The organism is Moorena sp. SIO3I6 (assembly GCF_010672095.1).
The window spans coordinates 1-1247 of record NZ_JAAHHU010001465.1 but is presented as its reverse complement, the minus strand read 5'-3'; the positions used below and the strand labels follow the sequence as shown (position 1 = coordinate 1247).

Below are 1247 nucleotides of genomic sequence, written 5' to 3'. Positions count from 1 at the left end.
TCACTGGTCTGAAAGTCAAAGAGCTACAGCAATCCCTCCAAACTCAAGGGTTTAGTCCCGGTCCAGTTGATGGCATTTTTGGTCCTGCTACTACCAAAGCAGTGATTTCCTTTCAGAAGTTTGAAGGACTAGATGCCAATGGATTAGTGGGTTCAAAGACCTGGGAAGCACTGAAAAGTTCTTCTAAACCATCAGAGGAATCTCCTTCGGAACCAGGTAACAAGAAGCGGGAGCCTGTGCTGCTCCTTAACACCTACAAGTATTATCGTGGCTTACCTCACCAAAAACAAGCGATTGAGTGGCTACAAAAACAACTACCAAAAGAAGTCTTGGAAGAGTTTTCAGAAAGATGGCGTAACGTTCAACCCTCATCGGCCTATCTTCCTTTAATTCAAGGAGCAGTTGGATCAGAAGTAGAGGAACTACAGCAGCTGCTCCAAACCCAAGGATTTTATTCTGGTTCAACGGATGGGGATTTTGGCTCTCAGACAAAATCTGCTGTGATTGCTTATCAGAAAGCGAAAGGATTATATGCTGATGGGATTGTAGGTTCTATAACTTGGTCTACTTTGAATCTGGAGTAATGGTAATCGGTAATTTGCAATTGGTAATTGGTAGTTGACGATGACCCAAAACGGGAGGCTAACAAAGTAATTATTTAGCCTCCTTTATCTAGGTATAACCATGCTTAAATTGATGCTATTTATTGATAAATATAGACATAATTAAACGTCCCTATAATGGTTATTTATTTTTTAAATTTTATACAACTATTCATAATTATTTAGATTAACTGGAGTTTATAATATGATAAAATAACCCAGTGTTATTTTGAAGCTAATATGTTAACAAATGTCTTCAAAATTTTAGTTACGTCTTCTTATTTTTACCTTTTTTAGCAACCGTTTTTCCTTTTTTGACCACAGGATAGCGAATTCGTTTATGACGGGGTGACAACCAAGCCAGAAGCCTTATGAATTGGCAATTAGAGCGACTTGTGGTCAAAAAATAATGGTCTCAATTGTCAACAAGACCAATAAGATTGAAAATGCTACCTCAATTTTACCAGACTCATCTTCAAAGCCGATTAAACTCAACTCAATTTATAACTGTTGAGTTATTGGTAGGGCTGTTACAAAATCACCACGCAAAGGATTGAACGCTTAGCAGCTTTGTTTACTCAACCGATATTATTTGAGAGTCGTCGCCGTTACTTACAAAAATTCCTCAAACTCCCTCAACTGAGA

The 1247-nt window shown here is 38.0% G+C and carries 1 protein-coding gene; it reads left to right on the top strand.

Features of this window, described 5'->3' with window-relative positions:
• Positions 1-584: peptidoglycan-binding protein (locus F6K49_RS50305; protein ID WP_293110364.1), on the top strand; the 584-nt coding region annotated here is incomplete at its 5' end.
• Positions 585-1247: the final 663 nt, after the last annotated feature.